Origin of the sequence: Neisseria sp. HMSC31F04, assembly GCF_001807735.1 — a bacterium.
In the GTDB taxonomy this organism is placed as follows: Bacteria; Pseudomonadota; Gammaproteobacteria; order Burkholderiales; family Neisseriaceae; genus Neisseria; species Neisseria elongata.
The window spans coordinates 1-13,786 of the sequence record NZ_KV790806.1; the positions used below are offsets into that span (position 1 = coordinate 1).

Consider the following 13,786-nt stretch of genomic DNA (forward strand, 5'->3'; position numbering starts at 1 on the left):
GCTGAGGAAAAGGAATTTTGCAAAGGTCTCATTACCTTATTTACGGCTTCGGGAGACAGGGGCTTGCCGCATTTGCTGCAGTAATCGATTTTTGGAACAGGGGAAATGCCTTTAAAGAAAGTAAAGCTATCCAACCCGATGCCGACAGAGGTGCCATAATTCATCTTTTGGAACTCGTGGCAATAGGGACAACTTCCTGCGATGATTATGTAGAATAAAATTATGATGCCTCCAAAGCCTAAATATATCGCAAATATTATTTGCATAATTGTTGTTTGCAGAAAGTTAGAACCCGTTATCACGTCTTGGATAAATGCCAAAATGATTGTGGTTCCGAAAATTAAAAAGAAAAATTTCGGAATCCTCATTCTTTTCTGAAACCTGATTGCGGTATCCATGGCTTTGTCTTTGTCATTTAAGTTTGTATTCATGTTTTTTGCCCCCCGTTCCAAAAGTCCCATTCAAACATCATGCAGCCGCCCATTTATGCCTTAAATGACGCTTTTGCTCCTCCGCTATGAATGGAGGAACTGCCATCGGGTTTGTATTCCCTTACTCCATGTGCAGGCAAGCTGCCGTTTAGAATTCCCTTTTTGCTTTCAATTTGGATGCGTAGTGTGGCGGACAGACCGGCCATGCGCCGCACATCCGGCTGCCTTGCCCTCAATACCTTTTCAACGGATGAAGAAACGGGATGGAACGGCCGTTGCCGCGCAAGGCCGTCCGAATCCCCGAGCCGTTTTCAGACGGCCTTTTTCGCTACGCTGACACCTTCGTGCGCGGTGCAGACGAAGACTTCTTCTTTCAGCCCCGTGCGTGCCTGATAGTTTGCCGCCAGATGCTGTTTGACGGGTTCGACCAGGTGGTGCGGCAGCAGGGAGACGATGCAGCCGCCGAAGCCGCCGCCGGTCATGCGCACGCCGCCTTGCTCGCCGATGATTTCGTGTACCAGTTCCACCAGCGTATCGACGGCGGGGTGGGTGATTTCGAAGCTGTCGCGCATACCCGCGTGGCTTTCGGCCATCAGGCGGGAGAGGGCGGGGACGTCGTTGCGGCGGAGTGCTTCGGCGGCATCCAGCGTGCGGCGGTTTTCTTCGATGACGTAACGGGCGCGGCGGGCGGCGGTTTCGTCCAAACCTGTTTTGCCGGCCTCGAATTGCTCCAAGTCCAAGTCGCGCAGGGCTTTGACGCCGAAGTGGGCGGCGGCGGTTTCGCACTGGCGGCGGCGGGTGTTGTATTCGCTGCCGACCAGGCCGCGTTGTACGTGGGAATGGATAATCATGACGCTGAGCGTGTCGGGGACGGGGATGGGGGCGGTGTGCAGGCTGCGGCAGTCGATGAGCAGGGCGTGGCCGCGTTGGCCGCACGCGCTGGCGAGTTGGTCCATGATGCCGCATTGGCAGCCGACGAAGCGGTTTTCGGCGTATTGGCCGATTTTGGCCAGCATGGGTTTGTCGGCGGGCAGGTCGAAGGCCGTCTGAAACACTTGGGCGACGGCGACTTCCAATGCGGCGGACGAACTCAAACCCGCGCCCTGCGGCACGTTGCCGCTGACGGCGATGTCGAGGCCGTCTGAAAAGGAGAAACCGTGTTCGCGCAATGCCCAAACCACGCCGCGTATGTAGTCCGCCCATTGTTTGCCGGAGGATTCGATGGCTTGGGCGAGGGAAAATTCGTCGCTTTCGCCGTAATCGGCGGCATATACGCGCACGGTGTCCGTGCCGTTTTTGGCGGCGGCGGCGCAGGTGGCAAAATCGATGGCGCAGGGCAGGACGAAGCCGTCGTTGTAGTCAGTGTGTTCGCCTATCAGATTGACGCGGCCGGGTGCGCGGACGGTAAATTCTGGCCGGCGGCCGAATTGGCTTTCAAAGATTTGTGAGAGGTTCATAAGGTTCTTTCGGTTGGTGTTTGTCGGGATGTTGTTCGGTTTGCGGGTCAGGCCGTCTGAAAACTATCGCGTTGATTGTTCGCGCAGCATGGCTTTGATTTCGGCGAGTTCCCGATGAAGGCGTTCGATTTCGTCTTTGCTGACGGGCAGTTCGCCGTCTTTGGTTTCCGGCCCGGCCTGTTTGTCCGTTTCTTCGCCGTCCGCGCCCAAGTTTGCCATGGTGTCCACAATCACGGCGACGAACAGGTTGAGCATCACAAAGGCGGAAACCAGGATGAACGGGACGAAAAACAGCCATGCGTGCGGATACACTTCCATCACCGGGCGGACGATACCCGAATAAGGAAAAAGCCCAACGTGCAGGCTTTTTACGGGGCGCGTATTGTATCAATTTTTTCAGACGGCCTGCATGGATTGGGGCCGTCTGAAAAAATAATGGCGGACGGCTTCAGCTTTCGGCAAACCGTTCGCGCGGCAACACCCATTTTTGCAGGTTTTTGAGTTTGCGCGGCGGCCGTAGGGTAAACGCGATTTCCGCCCCGTCTCCGAGTGCTTCGTAAATCGGCAGGATGTCGGTGATGCCGACCAGTTTCCATTGCACATCCTGCTGATGTTCGTTGGTGTAGGACGTTTCGTTTTCCCGTGCGATGCGCAGGGTTTTGTCGTAGGCTTCCAAACTGCTGTCGGCGCGGATAAGCACGGTGTTTTCATACGATAGGAAACGCGCTTCCGGGTCTTGCACGGACGGGCTGCCGGCAAGGGTCAGCCGCAAGAGGTAGGAGCAGTAATACCAACCGGTCGGCGAGCGGGTGTTCGGCATGGTTTCCTTTCTGTGGCGACGGTGCGGGGTATGGCGGCGGGACGGTAACGGCGCATACCATACGCAAACCGCCACCGCAGTGCAAACGAAATCAGGTATTTGCTTGTTTGCTTCGGCGTTTCAGGCAGTTTGAAACCAGACGGCGGGTACTGACGGGGCGGTGTGCGTCGTCCGGTTATGCGGGTTGGTGATGAAACGGTCGGAAACAGCCTGAATCTTTCAGACGGTCTCAGAGTCCGTCTGAAAATATCTGTTCGGCGAGTTCTTGCAGCCGGATGCGGATTTCTCTGTCTTCAGGGTCGCATCCGCCGTCGTGCCAGTGGTAGTCGGTTGCTTCGCCGCCAAGTCCGGCGGCTTCGATGCAGATGAAACGGTAGGGGGCAAATATCGGGGTATTGACATTGATTTTACAGACGTGGCTCGGTGTTTCGATGTCAATGACGTAAAACAGGCTGCCGTCCGGGTCGCGGGTTTGCAGGGTTTCGATGCGGCAATCGGGGCGTTTGGTCTGTTTTGCCAACCATTGTGCGGTTTGTGTGCAGATTTGGCGGTAACGGTCGGTCGGGTTCATAGCGTTTACTTTGAGGCCGTCTGAAAAACGGAAAGGTAAAAAACATACGTTCAGACGGCTTGTCCGCTGTGTTCGAAATAGGGGTAATCGGGCTGCTGTCCGTTGTCGTGCCAGCCTTCGGGCAGCCCGCTCGAGCGGTTTGGAGTAACGGCTACGATGGCGCAATAGGCCGGCCACAATGATTTTTCGTTGTCCGCTTCAATCCGATTGCCGTATTGCTCCGCCTGTTGTTCGGAAGGAAAGGCGGCGAGCATGGTTTTGGCGGTTTGGCCGAAGCATTCTTCGTAAAGCATGACGATGTGCAGCGTTTCGGCGGGGGCATCGCCGTGATAGGGGACGGCGGTGATTTTGACTGCGTTTTCCAAGTCGCCGTCATCGCGCCGTTCCTGCCAAGGGTCTTGCACCCCGATGGCGGCCAGATAGCGCAGGCGGTCAGTTTCGGCCTGTTCGGGGTCGGTGTACGCGCCAAGCAATAGGTCTTCCCATTCTTCGGAAATGCTGCGGGTCAGGATGCGGATGTCGGGCATAGTCGGAGGCTTTGTCATTCGCCGCCTGTCAGCCGCCGGATGACGGGATAGCGGTTTACGCCGCCGTTTGTGCGGCAGAATGCGGTCATTTTGAAGCGGCGCGGCCGGTCGGGACGGCCGCTGTCGTTTTCAAAGTAGAGTTCCACGCCGCTTTGCAGATATAGGCGGATGCCTAATTTGTCGCTTTGTTTGACGAAGTCGATGCCGCGTCGGTTCAGCCAGCGGATGACGCGCGGCAGGCTGAGTTTTTTCACGCGCGACAGCAGGCGGCGTTTGAGCACGATGTGCCGCCCGCCATGCAGTTTCTCATGTGGGAAATGGTCGGAATAGATGTGGACGAGTTCCCCGTCACCGAAGTGGAATTCGATGTTGCCGTAGAGCCGGATATCGTCGGCGATGCGGCATTTTCCATCGGGATCGGGAAAATTGTTGAGTATCCATTCTTTCGTTTGGTCGGGTTCGATGCAGTCGAAACGGCCGTCACGCAGGAAATCGAGCATGTCGATGCTTATCGGGCGGGGAAGCTGCATGTTTTTCAGACGGCCTGTTTGTAATGGACATCTGACAGGGCGGCAAGCCGTTCGGCGGCTTGTTCGGGGGTCAGGTCGCGTTGGGCTTCGGCCAGCATTTCGTAACCGACCATGAATTTACGAACCGTGGCGGAACGCAGAAGCGGCGGGTAGAAGTGGGCGTGCAGCCGCCATTCGGGGTGTTCGGCGCCGTCGAAGGGTGCGCCGTGCCAGCCCATCGAATAGGGGAAGCTGGTTTGGAACAGGTTGTCGTAGCGGGTAGTGAGCTGTTTGAGTATCTGCGCCAGTGTGCGGCGTTGGCCGTCATTCAGGTCGGTGATGCGGCGGATGTCGCCTTTGGGCAGCAACAGGGTTTCAAACGGCCATGCGGCCCAGTAGGGGACGACGGCCAGCCAGTCGTCGTTTTCGGCCACGATGCGTTCGCGGCGGGCGGCTTCTTCTTCGGCGTAGTCTTGCAGCAGGGCGCGGCCGTTTTCGGCGAAATAGCGGCTTTGGGCGGCGTCGGCTTTGGCGGGCAGGTCGGGCAGGAAGTCGCCCGCCCAGATTTGGCCGTGGGGGTGGGGGTTGGAGCAGCCCATGACTGCGCCTTTGTTTTCAAATATCTGCACCCAGCGGTAGGCCTGCCCCAGTTCTTCTGCCTGTTGCTGCCAAACGCGGATGACGGCTTCGATTTGTTCGGGCGGCAGTTCGGGCAGGGTTTTGCCGTGGTCGGGCGAGAAGCAGATGACGCGGCTGACCCCGCGCACGCTTTGGCTTTGGAACAGCGGATGGCTGCTGTCGGAATAGGCGGGGGTGTCGGGCAGCAGGGCGGAAAAGTCGTTGGTGAAGACGAAGGGTTCGGTGTAATCGGGGTTTTGCTCGCTGGTGATGCGTTTGTTGCCCGGGCAAAGGTAGCACGACGGGTCGTGCGCGGGTTTGGCGGCGGTGTCGGCCGCTTCCTGTTGTCCCTGCCACGGGCGTTTGGCGCGGTGGGGGGAGACGAGTATCCATTGGTCGGCAAGGGGATTGTAGCGGCGGTGCGGGTGGTCTGCGGGATGGAACATGGTTGTATTTGCTGTGTTGTGGTTGGGGTAATGGCACGGAGGCCGTCTGAAAAGGCAGTCAGTGTACGGCGAACGGCAGGCGGCGGACGATTTGCTGTGCGGCGTCGCGGCGCATTTCCTGCCATATCATGGCTTCTTCTTCCTGTTTGCCCAAGATTTCGGAATCGGCATATTCCAAGGTGCGGCGTACTTCGATCTGCATCGGTTCGCCGACGGGTTCGCCGTTGCGGGAAACTTGCGCGCGGACGCGCAGGGACAGTTGGTATTCGTTAATCATGGCGGCGCGCGTGATGGTGAGTACGTCTTTTTGCTGTTCGACGCTGTTCACGGTAACGGAAGCCTGGGCTTGGGCGGCGGAAACGGGGAGGCCGTCTGAACGGCGCAGGGCGTTTTCCAGCTGCACTTGCAGTTCTCCGCCCTGAATGTGCCAGTTTTTATAGGGCAGGCGGTCGTAGGGCAGGCTGCCTTTCAGGTGGAAGCCGCAGGCAGTCAGCAACATGGCGGCGGCAAGCGGGAAGAGTTTGGTGTTCATGGGGATTTCCTGTAACAGGCCGTCTGAAAACCGGTTTTCAGACGGCCTTTGTGTGCGGGATGCGGCAGGTGCGCATTCTACCGCAGTTTGTACGGCGGAAAAACAGGTGCGGCAGGTCGGATACGGTTTTCAGACGGTCTGAAATAGATTATATTCTCAACATTATTTGTTAATGTTGCCGCGCGGAGGGAGTTATGTATTGGTTTATCGCAGCCGTTGCCGTTTTGGTGGTCGAAATGTTTGTCGGCACCCTGTACCTGCTCATCATCAGTGCCGCCCTGGCCGGTGCGGGTGCGGCCTCACTTCTGTTTGACGGCTCGGCCGTGCCGATATTGACGGCGGCCGCCATTTCCGCCGCCGGCCTTTTTTGGCTGCATGGCTTTATCAAACGCCGCCGCACGCCGGCTGATGAAGTCAGCAATGATTTGGACATCGGTCAAACCGTGAAAATCCTGCGCCGCGTGAGCGAAGGGCAATACGAAGTTTCTTACCGGGGCACCACCTGGCAGGCGCGCGCCCTGAACGCCCGAATCACTGCCGAGCCTTCCTTTGCCGTGATTGGCGGCAAAGAAGGCAATATATTGCTTGTCCACTTAAACTAAGGAGATATTATGGAATTTTTGGGTTTGCCGCTGATTATTCTGGTCGCGGTCGTCATATTCGGCTTTAAGGCCGTCTGCATTGTGCCTCAGCAGGAGGCGCACGTCGTCGAACGCTTGGGCAAGTTCCACAGCGTATTGGAGCCGGGTTTGAACTTTCTGATTCCCTTCCTCGACCGTGTGGCCTACAAGCACACGCAGAAGGAAATCCCGCTGGATGTGCCCAGCCAGGTGTGTATCACGCGCGACAACATCCAGCTGACCGTGGATGGCATCATTTATTTCCAAGTAACCGATCCGAAGCTTGCGTCATACGGTTCCAGCAATTATGTGCTGGCGATTACGCAGCTGGCGCAAACCACGCTGCGTTCGGTTATCGGACGGATGGAAATGGACAAGACCTTCGAAGAGCGCGAAGATACCAACCGCGCAGTGGTGGCGGCATTGGATGAGGCTGCCGTCTCTTGGGGCGTTAAAGTGCTGCGTTACGAAATCAAAGACCTGGTGCCGCCGCAGGAAATTTTGCGCGCCATGCAGGCGCAGACCACGGCGGAACGCGAAAAACGCGCCCGTATCGCCCAGTCCGAAGGTTTGAAAATCGAACAAATCAACCTGGCTTCCGGTCAGCGCGAAGCGGAAATTCAAAAATCCGAGGGTGAGGCGCAGGCCGCCATCAATGCGTCCAACGGTGAAAAAGTGGCGAAAATCAATCAGGCGCAGGGTGAGGCGGAAGCCATCCGCCTGGTTGCGCAGGCCAGTGCCGACGCCATCCGCACCGTGGCCGAAGCGATACGCACCGAGGGCGGCGACGAGGCGGTGAAACTGAAAGTCGCCGAGCAATACGTCGAAGCCTTCGCCAAACTGGCCAAAGAAAGCAATACGCTGATTATGCCGGCAAACGTGGCCGACATCGGCAGTTTGGTTTCCGCAGGGATGAAGATTGTCGAAGGCGCAAAAGTGCCGGCGGTGAAGGCGCAATAAGCAGGTAGCCCGGCAATAGGGAAGGCCGTCTGAAAACCATGTTTCAGACGGCCTTTTGCTATTTTGATTGCTACGGGCAGATGATGACGCTTAGGCTTCGTCAGGCTGTTCGCTGCGGATAATCAGCAGCGGCAGATGGCTTTGGCGCATCACGGTTTCGGCGAAGCTGCCCATCAAGAGGTGCATCAGGCCGGTGCGGCCGTGGGTACCCAGCACCAGCAGATCCGCGCCCTGTTGGCTGGCATAATCCACCAATTCCTGCGCCATTTCGCGCGCGCCTTTATTGGCCAGCAGCAGGTGGGTATTGACACCGGAGATGCCCGGTTCCGCGCCGTTTGTAATTTCCACGGCTTCGGAAAGCACCTCGTTGCCGTTGGCAATGGCGGCTTCTTCATAACTGGCCTGTTGCAGGAATTCGGGAGCCAGAGCCATATATTCAGCGGGGTTGGCCACATGGACCAAAGTCAGTTTCGCTTTGCCCGCGGCGGCCACGCTGCAGGCATGTTTCAACGCATTGACGGAAGTTTCGCTGCCGTCTACCGCTACCACCAGATGTTTATACATAACACAACCCTCCTTCATGAAATTATTAAGATTTCGTTTACGGACGCGCCGCATGGCCTGAAGTATAATGCAGCCTGCACCCAAGTGTGTAATTTTTCTATTTTGTTTTGATATGCAACAATGAACGACAACGATTTTTCTGCCGCCGTTTCCGAACGCCGTTTCGGCGGAATCGCCCGCCTTTACGGCGAAGATGCCTTAAACCGCTTTGCCGCCGCGCATGTCTGCGTGGTCGGCGTGGGCGGCGTGGGTTCGTGGGCGGTCGAGGCTTTGGCGCGTTCCGGCATCGGCGCGTTAACACTGATCGATTTGGATAATGTGGCCGAGTCTAATGTAAACCGCCAGCTGCATGCGCTGACTTGCGATTTCGGCAAGGCCAAAGTAACCGCCCTGCACGAACGCATCCTGCAGATCAACCCCGCCTGCCGCGTTACCGAAATCGAGGATTTCGTTACCGAAGACAACCTGCCCGTGCTTTTCAGACGGCCTTTCGACTTCGTTATCGACGCCATCGATCAAATGCGCGTCAAAGCGGCGATGGTCGCCTATTTCGTCCGTCACGGGCAGCCTTTCATATTGAGCGGCGGTGCGGGCGGGCAGAAAAATCCGTCCCTGATTCAAACCGCCGACCTGAGCCGCGTTACCCACGACCCGCTGCTGGCCAACCTGCGCTACACCTTGCGGAAACGCTACGGCTTCCCGCGCGATGCCAAGGAAAAAATGCGCGTGCCCTGCGTGTATTCGCTGGAAAGCATCACGCCGCCGCAAACGGCCGAAGCCTGTGCCGCCGGTTCCGCGCCGCAAGGACTGTCTTGCGCGGGTTACGGCGCGAGCATGTTGGTAACCGCACCTTTCGGCCTGTATTGCGCCCAAGCCGCTTTGGAACACATCGCGTCAGGTAAGGCGGAAGGTAAAAAAGGCAAGGGAGGCTTGGACTAGCCGCCGCAAAGCGCGATAATGAAGGCAGGCCGTCTGAAAACAGAAAATTCATACGCCGCCCCCAAAAAAAAACGAACACATGCCGCCGCCGTCCGATACCGTTTTGCAATCAAGGAGTGTTGCGATGAAATATGCTGTGAAATATGCCGTACTTGCCGCCGCCGTTTTGCTGTCCGCCTGCGCCCTGACACCCGAACAGCAGGTCGAACGCGAGGCAGCCCGCATTCGGGCGCGCCAAAACCTCCAAGTCGGGCTGGCCGCCCAATGCGACCCCGAAACCGCCCGCCTGATGCGCCGCCAATTCGACGGCGATACCGGTTCGGGAGAAAAGGAAAGGCAGGCTTTCCGGCTGGCCTATCTCGACAGGGTAAACGACAAAATGTTCCAAGCCTGCTACAAAATGGCTTGGCAGAGCTATGCCGCCCAAGTCGAATTGGAAGATATGCGCCGCTACCGCTATTACGACGACTGGTGGTACGGCCCGCGTCCGTGGGGGCCTTGGTGGTGGTAAATTGACCCGACGGGCGAAAGCACGGATAATCCGCCCGTTTACCCATCTTTTTCAGACGGCCCAAACTCAGGCCGTCTGAAACCTTTTATAAAGCACGAACATGAAAGCACCCGAACTCCTCCTTCCCGCCGGCGGCCTCGAACGTATGCGCGCCGCCTACGACTACGGCGCAGACGCCGTTTATGCCGGCAGCCCGCGTTACTCCCTGCGCGCCCGCAACAACGAATTTGCCAAACTCGACGTCCTTGAGCAAGGCATTAAAGAAGCGCACGAACGCAACAAAAAATTCTTTTTAACCGTCAACACCCTGCCGCACAATTCCAAACTCAAAACCTTCGTCGCCGACATGGAACCGCTGATTGCCATGAAGCCCGACGCGCTGATTATGGCGGATCCGGGTTTGATTATGACCGTGCGCGAAAAATGGCCCGAAATGCCGATCCACCTGTCCGTACAGGCGAACACCACCAACTACTGGGGCGTGAAATTCTGGCAGAACATCGGCGTCGAACGCATCATCCTATCGCGCGAATTGAGCATGGAAGAAATCGCCGAAATCCGCCAAGAATGCCCCGACATCGAACTCGAAGTCTTCATCCACGGCGCATTGTGCATCGCCTACTCAGGCCGTTGCCTATTGTCGGGCTATTTCAACCACCGCGACCCCAACCAAGGTACCTGCACCAATTCCTGCCGCTGGGATTACAAAGTCCATAACGCCACTGAAAGCGATGCGGGCGACGCCCAGCTTCTGCAAGGTTTCAACTTTGAAAAAGCCCAAGAAGAAGCCAATCAAAACTTCGAAGGCATCAACGGTCAGAAACGCCACCCCTACGCCGACAAGGTCTTCCTGATTGAAGAGTCCAACCGCCCGGGCGAGATGATGCCGATTATGGAAGACGAACACGGCACCTACATCATGAATTCCAAAGACCTGCGCGGCATCGAAGTCGTTGAAAAACTCGCCAAAATCGGCGTGGACAGCCTCAAAGTCGAAGGCCGCACCAAGTCGCTCTACTACGTCGCCCGCGTTGCTCAGTCCTACCGCAAAGCGATTGACGATGCCGTCGCAGGCCGTCCGTTCGACTACGGCTTGTTGAGCGAACTCGAAGGCCTCGCCAACCGCGGTTACACCAGCGGCTTCCTCGAACGCCACCAAACCCAAGACTATCAAAACTACCTCAGCGGCCATTCCACCGCCAAACAAAGCCAATACGTCGGCCACGTTACTGAAATCGACGCTGAAGGCTGGGCAACGGTGGAAGTCAAAAACCGCTTTGCCGTCGGCGACACTTTGGAAATCATCCACCCCGAAGGAAATCAAACCATCACGTTGGAACAAATGACCCGCAAAGGCGCAGCCGTCGAAGTCGCCCCGGGCAACGGCATCCAAGTCAAAATCCCGAATATGCAGGGCAAAGAAAAAGCCCTGATTGCCCGGGTTTTGAATCCCTAAGTGCGTCCGGCAACGGCAAAAGGCCGTCTGAAAACCGCAGCAACGGCTTTCAGACGGCCTCCATATCGTCAAAACAGCTCAAAAACAAAATAATGAAAATCACCAAAATTTTTACTTTCGATTCCTCGCATATGCTCGACGGCCACGATGGCAAGTGCCAAAACCTGCACGGCCATACTTACAAACTGGAAATCACCGTTGCGGGCAGCCCCATCGAAGGCGGCGCGAAAGACGGCATGGTGATGGATTTTTCCGACCTGAAACGCACGGTCAAGCAACACATCATCGAACCTTTCGACCACGCCTTCATCTATCACGGCGGCAATGAACGGGAAAGCCAAATCGCCGCGCTTTTGGAGGGTTGGAACATGAAAACCCTGCGCCTTCCCTTCCGCACCACCGCCGAAAAAATGGCGGTTGAAATGTACGGCCGTCTGAAAAACGCGGGTTTGAATGTGTCTAATGTCAAACTGTGGGAAACGCCGACCTCGTGTGCGGAGTATGAGGAGGGGTAGGGAATATCTCGGACGTATCGATATAGTCAATTCAAATAAGGCCTGTCCACTCCCGTCATTCCCGCGCAGGCGGGAATCCAGGCCTTGGTTTTTCAGGAATTTAAAAATTGCAGCAATTCCAAATCCCTGGATTCCCGCCTGCGCGGGAATGACGGTGTGGGGCGTTCTTCTTTGAATTTACTGTAAAACCGTTTTTCTCCTGCACGGATTCCCTGCTTTTCAGACGGCCTTTCATACCAACACACCCATTAAAAGGAACACTCATGAAACTCCATTCCACCCTCTTAGTCCTCCTCGTCATTGCCGAACATTTCTACATCGCTTGGCTCAAAATGGCTCGGGTTTCCAGCAAAAAGGCGGCGGTGTCGGCGGTATGAAAAAAATCAGCGTCGCCCCCGAAAATCCGCAATACCGCATCGTTGAAATTTTCGAGAGCCTGCAAGGCGAGGGCTGGAACACGGGCATGCCCGCAGTTTTTGTCCGCTTGGGTAAATGCAATCTGGCGTGCGGCTGGTGCGATACCGATTATTTGAAATTCGGCATGATGGGCCTGTCCGACATCTTAGGCCGTCTGAAAACCTACACCGCCCGCAATATCATCATCACCGGCGGCGAGCCGACCATACAGCCGCATCTCGATACGCTGCTCGACGCGCTCAAGGCGGAAGGCTATTTTCTCTGTATCGAAACCAACGGCCTCAAACCCGCACCGCCGCAAATCGACTACGTCGCCACCAGCCCCAAAGCCTGCTACGCCGCCAAATATGAAACAAACTGCATCGCCGAAGCCGACGAAGTGCGGATTGTTGCGGACGGCGATGTCGTTGCGTTCTGCCAAAATATGGAACGCAAAATCCGCGCGAGCCATTACTACCTTTCGCCCTGCGAACAAGATGGCGTGATGAACATCTACGACACCATCCGCCAAATCGGTATCTTAAACAGCCGCCCCGACGCGCCCGTGCATTGGCAGTTGAGCGTACAGACGCACAAATGGGCGGGGATAGAGTAAAAGGCCGTCTGAAAAACCTTTTCCACCGTTCAGACGGCCTTTGCCGTATCATCGCGGGCAAACCCGAAATCCGAGGAAAGCCAGTGTCCAAACAGCCCGATAAATTCCTGAGCAAACCCGAACGCATCATGCTGGTCGGCATGATGCTCGATGCCGACTACACCGGCGCGAACGAAACCCGCGAACGCTCCTTTGCCGCCGCGATGGCCGAAGCGGAAGAACTCGTCCGCGCCACCGGTGGCGAATTCGTCTGCCGCCAAACCGCCAAACGCAACCGCGCCCATCCCGCCCTGTTTGTCGGCACCGGCAAGGCCGAAGAATTGGCGCAAACCGTTCGCGACCGGCAAATCGAACTGGCCGTGTTCAACCACGAACTCACCCCCACCCAGGAGCGCAATCTCGAAAAAGCCCTGCAATGCCGCGTGCTTGACCGCGTCGGCCTGATATTGGCCATTTTTGCCCAAAGGGCGCAAAGCCAGGAAGGGCACTTGCAGGTCGAACTGGCGCAGCTGACCCACCTAACCGGCCGCCTCGTGCGCGGCTACGGCCACCTGCAAAGCCAAAAAGGCGGCATCGGCCTGAAAGGGCCGGGCGAAACCCAACTCGAAACCGACCGCCGCCTGATCGCACAAAAAATCACTGCCCTGAAAAAACGGCTCGAAGCCGTCCGCCGCCAACGCGCCACCCGCCGCAAGGCGCGCGAACACGGCAGCCTGCCCACCTTCGCGCTGGTCGGCTACACCAATACCGGCAAATCCAGCCTGTTCAACCGCCTGACCAAAGCCGACGTCTTGGCCAAGAACCAACTCTTCGCCACACTCGACACCACCGCCCGCCGCCTGTATCTCAACCCGTCCGCCAGCATCATACTCACCGACACGGTGGGCTTCGTGCGCGACCTGCCTCACGGCCTGGTGGCCGCCTTCTCCGCCACGCTGGAAGAAACCGCATTGGCCGATGTACTGCTGCACGTCGTCGATGCCGCCCATCCCGAACACGAACGGCAAATAGACGATGTGAACGAAGTATTGCGCGAAATCGGCGCGGGCGACGTACCGCAAATCGTGCTGTACAACAAAACCGACCTGCTGCCGCCCGAAGAACGCCGTTTCGGCGTCCTGCGCGACGTACAGGGCAGGGCGGTGGCGGCCAATATTTCGGTTAAAACGGGAGAAGGTTTGGACGCATTGCGCGAAATATTGGCCGAACACGCCGTTTCAGACGGTTTGAAAAACCAAAACACCGTTTGAAATACCATTACCACCGTTTTAAAAAACACTTAACGATTGGGGAAATGC

Annotated in this window: 19 protein-coding genes; 9 read left to right on the plus strand and 10 right to left on the minus strand. The window is 56.9% G+C overall.

What is annotated here, in order from left to right; genetic code table 11:
• The 9 genes from HMPREF3107_RS12115 to lptE all read right to left on the minus strand — a co-directional run.
• Window positions 1–461: hypothetical protein (locus HMPREF3107_RS12115; RefSeq protein ID WP_070454330.1), on the minus strand; the 461-nt coding region annotated here is incomplete at its 3' end.
• Window positions 462–742: 281 nt separating this feature from the next.
• Complete coding sequence (gene galK, locus HMPREF3107_RS06305; protein WP_070454332.1) at window positions 743–1,888, minus strand: galactokinase; 1,146 nt, start codon at window positions 1,886–1,888, stop codon at window positions 743–745.
• A 63-nt stretch (window positions 1,889–1,951) separates the two neighbouring features.
• Window positions 1,952–2,209 carry an ion transporter gene (locus HMPREF3107_RS06310; protein ID WP_371327477.1) on the minus strand — a complete coding sequence of 86 codons (258 nt, stop codon included), beginning with the start codon at window positions 2,207–2,209 and terminating at the stop codon, window positions 1,952–1,954.
• A 127-nt stretch (window positions 2,210–2,336) separates the two neighbouring features.
• Complete coding sequence (locus HMPREF3107_RS06315) at window positions 2,337–2,708, minus strand: DUF4288 domain-containing protein (protein WP_070454336.1); 372 nt, start codon at window positions 2,706–2,708, stop codon at window positions 2,337–2,339.
• Between the two features lie 229 nt (window positions 2,709–2,937).
• Window positions 2,938–3,279 carry a hypothetical protein gene (locus tag HMPREF3107_RS06320; protein WP_070454338.1) on the minus strand — a complete coding sequence of 114 codons (342 nt, stop codon included), beginning with the start codon at window positions 3,277–3,279 and terminating at the stop codon, window positions 2,938–2,940.
• Between the two features lie 50 nt (window positions 3,280–3,329).
• Entirely contained in the window at window positions 3,330–3,824 is a 495-nt protein-coding gene (locus tag HMPREF3107_RS06325) for a hypothetical protein (RefSeq protein ID WP_141742843.1), read from the minus strand.
• A complete protein-coding gene (locus tag HMPREF3107_RS06330) occupies window positions 3,821–4,336 on the minus strand; it encodes a hypothetical protein (RefSeq protein WP_070454342.1) in 516 nt (171 codons plus the stop codon). Before HMPREF3107_RS06330 ends, HMPREF3107_RS06325 begins: the two co-directional genes overlap by 4 nt.
• A 5-nt stretch (window positions 4,337–4,341) precedes the next feature.
• The gene (locus tag HMPREF3107_RS06335; RefSeq protein WP_070454343.1) at window positions 4,342–5,379 is read right to left on the minus strand and encodes a UDP-glucose--hexose-1-phosphate uridylyltransferase; all 1,038 of its coding nucleotides are present in this window, start codon (window positions 5,377–5,379) and stop codon (window positions 4,342–4,344) included.
• A 58-nt stretch (window positions 5,380–5,437) separates the two neighbouring features.
• Entirely contained in the window at window positions 5,438–5,911 is a 474-nt protein-coding gene (lptE, locus tag HMPREF3107_RS06340) for an LPS-assembly lipoprotein LptE (protein ID WP_070454344.1), read from the minus strand.
• On the opposite strand from lptE, the gene HMPREF3107_RS12120 reads away from it, so the two are divergent.
• From HMPREF3107_RS12120 to HMPREF3107_RS06350, 3 genes are read left to right on the plus strand one after another with little or no spacing between them, the layout of a single operon-like run.
• On the plus strand, window positions 5,910–6,053 hold the full coding sequence (locus tag HMPREF3107_RS12120) for a hypothetical protein (protein ID WP_168160527.1): 144 nt from the start codon (window positions 5,910–5,912) through the stop codon (window positions 6,051–6,053). The genes lptE and HMPREF3107_RS12120 overlap by 2 nt on opposite strands.
• Before the next feature lie 52 nt (window positions 6,054–6,105).
• A complete protein-coding gene (locus HMPREF3107_RS06345; RefSeq protein ID WP_070454346.1) occupies window positions 6,106–6,513 on the plus strand; it encodes an NfeD family protein in 408 nt (135 codons plus the stop codon).
• A gap of 9 nt (window positions 6,514–6,522) precedes the next feature.
• Window positions 6,523–7,491, plus strand: coding sequence for an SPFH domain-containing protein (locus HMPREF3107_RS06350; RefSeq protein WP_070454348.1), 969 nt, complete (start codon window positions 6,523–6,525; stop codon window positions 7,489–7,491).
• A 90-nt stretch (window positions 7,492–7,581) separates the two neighbouring features.
• Here HMPREF3107_RS06350 and HMPREF3107_RS06355 read toward each other — a convergent pair whose 3' ends face one another.
• A complete protein-coding gene (locus tag HMPREF3107_RS06355) occupies window positions 7,582–8,055 on the minus strand; it encodes a universal stress protein (protein ID WP_049250187.1) in 474 nt (157 codons plus the stop codon).
• 120 nt (window positions 8,056–8,175) lie between these two features.
• Here HMPREF3107_RS06355 and HMPREF3107_RS06360 point away from each other — a divergent pair, with 120 nt between their 5' ends.
• The 6 genes from HMPREF3107_RS06360 (at window position 8,176) to hflX (ending at window position 13,738) form a co-directional block, all read left to right on the plus strand.
• Complete coding sequence (locus tag HMPREF3107_RS06360; protein WP_070454349.1) at window positions 8,176–8,994, plus strand: tRNA threonylcarbamoyladenosine dehydratase; 819 nt, start codon at window positions 8,176–8,178, stop codon at window positions 8,992–8,994.
• A 124-nt stretch (window positions 8,995–9,118) separates the two neighbouring features.
• Window positions 9,119–9,505, plus strand: coding sequence for a hypothetical protein (locus tag HMPREF3107_RS06365; protein WP_070454351.1), 387 nt, complete (start codon window positions 9,119–9,121; stop codon window positions 9,503–9,505).
• A 100-nt stretch (window positions 9,506–9,605) separates the two neighbouring features.
• Complete coding sequence (gene yegQ, locus HMPREF3107_RS06370) at window positions 9,606–10,961, plus strand: prephenate-dependent tRNA uridine(34) hydroxylase TrhP (protein WP_070454353.1); 1,356 nt, start codon at window positions 9,606–9,608, stop codon at window positions 10,959–10,961.
• Between the two features lie 92 nt (window positions 10,962–11,053).
• Window positions 11,054–11,476 (plus strand): 6-carboxytetrahydropterin synthase QueD, encoded by a 423-nt coding sequence (gene queD / locus HMPREF3107_RS06375; protein WP_070454355.1) that lies wholly within the window; start codon window positions 11,054–11,056, stop codon window positions 11,474–11,476.
• Between the two features lie 373 nt (window positions 11,477–11,849).
• Complete coding sequence (locus HMPREF3107_RS06380; protein ID WP_070454356.1) at window positions 11,850–12,488, plus strand: 7-carboxy-7-deazaguanine synthase QueE; 639 nt, start codon at window positions 11,850–11,852, stop codon at window positions 12,486–12,488.
• Between the two features lie 128 nt (window positions 12,489–12,616).
• Entirely contained in the window at window positions 12,617–13,738 is a 1,122-nt protein-coding gene (gene hflX / locus HMPREF3107_RS06385) for a GTPase HflX (RefSeq protein WP_070454506.1), read from the plus strand.
• Window positions 13,739–13,786 lie beyond the last annotated feature (48 nt).